The organism is Bradyrhizobium sp. Mp27 (assembly GCF_029953005.1).
In the GTDB taxonomy this organism is placed as follows: domain Bacteria; phylum Pseudomonadota; class Alphaproteobacteria; order Rhizobiales; family Xanthobacteraceae; genus Bradyrhizobium; species Bradyrhizobium barranii.
In genome coordinates this window covers 1-4445 of sequence record NZ_JASAUS010000324.1, presented here as the reverse complement: position 1 = coordinate 4445, position 4445 = coordinate 1, and the positions used below count along the sequence as shown (strand labels likewise).

Annotated in this window: 4 protein-coding genes and 3 pseudogenes; 3 read left to right on the top strand and 4 right to left on the bottom strand. The window is 58.6% G+C overall.

Features of this window, described 5'->3' with window-relative positions; translation table 11 throughout:
• Positions 1 to 109: 109 nt before the first annotated feature.
• From QJT78_RS49005 to QJT78_RS48995, 3 genes and pseudogenes are all read right to left on the bottom strand, one after another.
• Positions 110 to 580: pseudogene (locus tag QJT78_RS49005) on the bottom strand (transglutaminase family protein); the annotation flags it as partial.
• A gap of 85 nt (positions 581 to 665) precedes the next feature.
• Positions 666 to 848: a hypothetical protein gene (locus QJT78_RS49000; RefSeq protein ID WP_028154416.1), complete on the bottom strand. Its 183-nt coding sequence runs from the start codon at positions 846 to 848 to the stop codon at positions 666 to 668.
• Positions 849 to 976: 128 nt separating this feature from the next.
• Complete coding sequence (locus QJT78_RS48995; RefSeq protein WP_028154417.1) at positions 977 to 1399, bottom strand: BA14K family protein; 423 nt, start codon at positions 1397 to 1399, stop codon at positions 977 to 979.
• Between the two features lie 265 nt (positions 1400 to 1664).
• Here QJT78_RS48995 and QJT78_RS48990 point away from each other — a divergent pair, with 265 nt between their 5' ends.
• On the top strand, positions 1665 to 1847 hold the full coding sequence (locus QJT78_RS48990) for a hypothetical protein (protein WP_060910078.1): 183 nt from the start codon (positions 1665 to 1667) through the stop codon (positions 1845 to 1847).
• A gap of 27 nt (positions 1848 to 1874) precedes the next feature.
• Here QJT78_RS48990 and QJT78_RS48985 read toward each other — a convergent pair.
• Positions 1875 to 2739: pseudogene (locus QJT78_RS48985) on the bottom strand (transglutaminase family protein).
• Positions 2740 to 3033: 294 nt separating this feature from the next.
• Here QJT78_RS48985 and ppk2 point away from each other — a divergent pair.
• A complete protein-coding gene (gene ppk2 / locus QJT78_RS48980) occupies positions 3034 to 3771 on the top strand; it encodes a polyphosphate kinase 2 (RefSeq protein WP_281460780.1) in 738 nt (245 codons plus the stop codon).
• Between the two features lie 334 nt (positions 3772 to 4105).
• Positions 4106 to 4339: pseudogene (locus tag QJT78_RS48975) on the top strand (VIT1/CCC1 transporter family protein); the annotation flags it as partial.
• Positions 4340 to 4445 lie beyond the last annotated feature (106 nt).

Here is a 4445-nt window from a genome sequence, read left to right as displayed (position 1 = left end):
AGTCTCGGTCATGGCGTATCGCTCTCCTCGAGAGGTTCTGGCAGGCTCGTCACCCGCCTCGATACGCCGCCTTCCTCACACCGTCATCACCCAGATTCCGCCATAGCTCCGTCTTTGTTGCGCGCGCATGCTCATAGCCAAATTGAATGTGATTGTGAACGAAATCGCAGATCGCCTGAACGCGCGCCCATCCAGGTGGCTCCTTCTCAAAAAGCTTCCACGCGACATCGGACAGTAGGTCGGTTTCGCAATAGCGACTGCCGAGAAGATAGACGATTGTATCTGCCGGCAAGTCTTCGATCGCGTGTTGTTGTGCCGTGGGCACAACGACATCCGGCAAGCCTGTGTCGCGAATGATACCGTCAGTCGCCAGGCGCATCCGGCCGCGTGGGGCAACGATGCGGCTGCACCAATTGCCGAAGCCATCACGGTATGGGACGATCGTAACGGAGGGATCCGTCGTCAGATAGTCGGGCACAATCACATCTGAAGCCCGCGTGAAATGAGCGCCCAGCACCATGATCATGGGTGTAGGCTGAGGAAAGTCGTAAATCATCTCGTAGCCGACCCGAATCTTCACCTCAGAATCCTCCAGGTTGGTCGGTTTGACTGATTCCGCCTATGGGCTCACGCTATGGTATAGTGTAAAGTTGCATGCAACACGCCTACGGGCGCTTGCCCCGATGATGCAGTCCAAGTGTTTCTCTCACCTCGTCGTCCTCGAGGGCATCTTTGATAGACCGATCGGCCTGCTTCCTCTCCAGGATGCCCGCGCCCGGATCCGGTGCGGGCACCTCCGACTGATGCTTGGCTAAGCGCCCCAGCGCCCTCTGATCATCCTTGATCATTTCACTTTCTCTCGTCGAACTGCTCCGCCAGCCAAAAAGACGTTGCTGATTCGATCGACGCACGGTGGGGCCGACTCAATATCGGGAAGGCGCCTGCAAATCGAAGCGCGAGACTTCGGTTACCATCATTACGGGCATGGATGGCGAAGGCCGTCGTAGCCAACATAGGTGCCGGAATACGGGTCATAGGACCTGAAACGTTGCGCACAATAGCCGACCGCGTCGCCACCAACATAGGGAGCCGGCGCGACGTAGGCCGGCCCGTAATACCCGGGACCGTAGCCGTAATAGCCGTAGGGTTGCGGTTGCGTTGCGCCAATAATCGCCCCGCCGATCAGCGCGCCAGCGATGCCTGCCCCAATCCCAATACCTGCACCGCCACGATAGCCGCCGCGCCAACCGCGACGATATTGCACGGTCTCTACCGATGGTGTCACCGCGCTGCGCAGCATCAGCGGGGAGGTTAATGGCGCCGCAGCGGCAGGCACGATGAGCCACGGCGTGCCGGCGACGATGAGCGCAAGAAGCATAGTTTTAGGCGACTTGTTCATGACAGCATCTCCAAATGCGTTTTCGAGTGGCGCGGCTGCCTTGGGTGCAGCCGTCGTCTTCGGAAAGGAAATGCGTAATAATGATCCAGGAAGGCTTACGTGAATTGATCTAGCGCAACGTGAGCGCGCATCAATCGGACAGACTTAGCTTTGTTCATCGCAGACCCTCGTGAAGCGGCGCCCTGCGCACGTGCGAGAGCCGATCTTTCTTTTCGTCCGCAGTGGCGCACGCGCGTCGCTGCCTGCGGCAGCACAGGGGGCTTCCATGCTTTCACTCATCATCGGGATCTTGATCATTTGCGTCGTCGGGGCACTTTGCTTCTGGGCCATCGACAGGTTCGTCAATGAATCCCGCTTGGCAGGCCTTCTCAAATTGTTGGTGGCGCTGATCTGCCTGGCGGCCATCCTTCAACGGCTGTTGCCGTTGGCGGGAATCAATTGGCTATAGCCGACCGGGAATCCGCCGAAGGTCGATCTATGATGTGACAAGAACTTCTACAGACATCCCGGCGAAGGCGCCGGTGCTACCGACGAAGCTGCCGGACACAGGGATCGTCTGCCGGATATCGCGCGCGACCGCGACCGGGATCAGATTGAAGCCACCGAGGCTACGATTCGTGGGGTCGAAGGTGATCCAGCCGGCTCCAGGTACGAAGACTTCTGCCCAAGCATGGGTTGATCCCGCACCGCATCGATCCGATGCTTTGTCGTTCCGGGTTGTAAAGGTAGCCAGAGACGATTCTGGCTCCGAACCCGAGCATGCGTGCTGCTTCAGTGAATAATACCGCGAAATCCCGACACGACCCCCAGCCACGATTGAGGGTTTCTACCGGCGTTTGGGTGCCTTCATCCTCGCGGCTCTGATATCGGACAGCCTCGGACACGCCGAAGCTGAGGTCCTTTAGCAGCGACAGCGTGTCAGTCCGACTTCCTCGAACGAACATTTGTGCCCAATTTCGCAGGACACCAGCCGGGTCCGAGAACTGAGGAAGAGCGAGAGCGGCGAGATCGGTCCAATCGTCATCGGAATAGCGGAATGGGTAAGACATAGCCGAGACCGCAATATCGAACACCGGCCATGCAACCGCGTCGAGCTGGAGCTCCGCGACGCTGGCGATTACCAGGTTGGAGGCTGTCATCTGAAACGTGGCAGTCGCGATTGCATTGCCAAGCACGTCCTGCGCCCAGGTCAAGGCCGCAGGCGGCGTCACGGTGAGGTTGCTCGAAATCAGACGAAGCTCGCGGCTTTCGCGCGGACGAAGCATCAGGCGGTGCGGCAACAGGCGCACGTGTTCGTTGAACCGATAAGTCGTCGTGTGAAGAACCCTCAGCGTAATCAACGAAAGCTCCAATCGGGGCACCGTCTGACCAGACCCCTATCCGGTGTCCCCTTAGGAAGTATGGCCGAGTTGAACGTTTCCATGCAAATGCCGATCCAGACGGCTGAAACCCGGACTGGTTTTCGGTCTAGGCATCGGGCAAGAACGCTGCGATCCATCTGAGCGGCCATGTTGACGGGTATCAAATTGCAAGCACAACATCGGTTTCGCGATGCGACCCGACCGATAAGTGTGAAGTGACCGCTGGTCGGAGAGCTGCAAATTTGTGGACGTCGCGTCGGCGCGCCGACCTGGATGGTTGAGGCGACCAGGAGGGAACACACCATGAAGAAACGGCCACCGCTCCCGAAACATTTGAACCGCCATCGGTATCACACGTTGCTGATCCGGCTGCAGATCGAGCTCGTGAAGCTGCAGCGCTCCGTGATTGAGCGCGGTCAGCGTATCCTCATAATCGTCGAAGGTCGCGACGCCGCCGGCAAGGATAGCACGATCAAGTCGATCGTCGAACATCTAAGCCCGCGCGATACCCGCGTCGTGGCGCTGGGGCCGCCAAGCAATCGGGAACGGTGTTCATGGTACTTCCAGCGTCACGTTTCGCATTTGCCCGCGGCAGGAGAGATCGTGCTGTTCAATCGCAGTTGGTACAACCGGGCGGGAGTTGAGCGTGTCATGAGCTTTTGCACCAAGGAGGAAACCGAGGAATTCCTGGAGACCGTGCCGGCTTTCGAGGCAATGATTGAGCGGGCGGGTATCACCTTGCTCAAGTACTACCTTGATATTTCGAACCAGGAACAGAAGCGACGGCTCGCCGAGCGCCAACGGGATCCCCTGAAGCAATGGAAGATGAGCCCCATCGATGCCAAGGCGCAGAAGTATTGGAAGGCCTATTCCGAAGCACGAGACAAGATGCTGGAGCGGACGCACACCGTCACCTCGCCCTGGACCGTGGTCCGGGCCGGCGACAAGGAACATGCGCGACTTAATATCATGCGCGACTTAATATCATTCGCGATATACTGTGGCGGCTGAACTATCCAGGCAAGCACCGTCGCCTCGACAGGCCGGATCCGACCGTCGTGTTTCCTTACGAAAAGGCCTGTTATGAGCGCGGCCTCATCGAGGCTTAGACTGAACTCGACCGGTGATCTCTGAGCACCTGGCTCACTCAGAAGCCGCCCTTATGCAATACCCTGTTGACTTAGATCGTTACGGGAAGCGCCAGTTCCGGAGACTAAGCAATGATCGTGACGCGCCTGAGCGGTGACCGTGGTCGAGCGTCACGAGGGTGAAATAAGTATCGCATCGGCTGCCTACCGTCATCAGGCCCTCCGCAGGACGGCTAAGGAGAGAGGAAATTGGACAAATGAGCCGCCTCCACAAAGAGACCCACCTCGTTACGCGCATCGGCTGGTTGAGAGGGGCCGTGCTCGGTGCCAATGATGGGATCATTTCAACCGCCAGTCTTACCCTGGGAGTGGCGTCAGCTGCCGTCTCTCGAAGCGACGTTCTCTTGACCGGGATCGCCGGGCTAGTTGCCGGCGCAATGTCCATGGCGGCTGGCGAATATGTTTCCGTCAGTTCGCAGTCGGATACGGAGAGCTGGCCCCGGTTGTTTGGACAGCGCCCCGCTGGATTTAAGTGGATTCCTGCCGGGTTATGCTGAACGCGGGGCTTTACGGTTTTGTCGTTGCGTCGGGAGGGCG